A 637-nucleotide genomic window follows, 5' to 3' on the forward strand; every position below is an offset into this window, starting at 1 on the left:
ACGCAAACTCTGGCGAAGTAAGTGTTACAAGCGGGAATGTAACGCAAACTCCGCCGAAGTAAGTATTACAAGTAAGAATGTGATGCAAAATCCACCGAAGTAAGTGTTACAACCGAGGATGTAACGCAAACTTCGGCGAAGTAAGCGTCACATTCAAAAAAGCATCTCAAAGTCTCCCAGACTAAGTCATATATTACACGTTCAGCCGCAAAAAAGATCCCAGCGAGCTAAATCAACAAAGCTTACTGGAATCTTTTGTTATCTACAACTTAATATTTAAACTCATCATCAGTTTGATTAAAGTATGCGACTTGAACATCGTTTCCATTCATCACTAGTTTTGTGATGGAGCCATTTTTAGGTCCGACCGTCTGATCAACGTTCTTGTCAAAACGAGCTGCGATACTTCTGATCGTGGTCCCATGGCTGACTAGCAAGATGTTGTCGCCATCGTGGGCAATGCTCTTGATATAATCGAAGCCTGCATCGACACGTTTCCAGTATTCCTGGGCGTCTTCCGCATTGTGGAACGGATCTGCTTGTTTCGTGAAATTCTTGGTGTCATCCATCGAGTATTTAACGGCCATCTCGTGAAACGAGCGACAGCCGTGGGATGCCCCGATCATTAACCAAGCCT

General features: G+C 44.1%; 1 protein-coding gene. It reads right to left on the reverse strand.

Features of this window, described 5'->3' with window-relative positions:
• Nucleotides 1-269 precede the first annotated feature (269 nt).
• Nucleotides 270-637, reverse strand: a 368-nt coding sequence (locus FC65_RS11020) for a histidine phosphatase family protein (protein ID WP_162257070.1), incomplete at its 5' end; no start/stop codon positions are given.

This window comes from Ligilactobacillus acidipiscis DSM 15836 (assembly GCF_001435755.1).
GTDB classification, from domain to species: Bacteria; Bacillota; Bacilli; order Lactobacillales; family Lactobacillaceae; genus Ligilactobacillus; species Ligilactobacillus acidipiscis.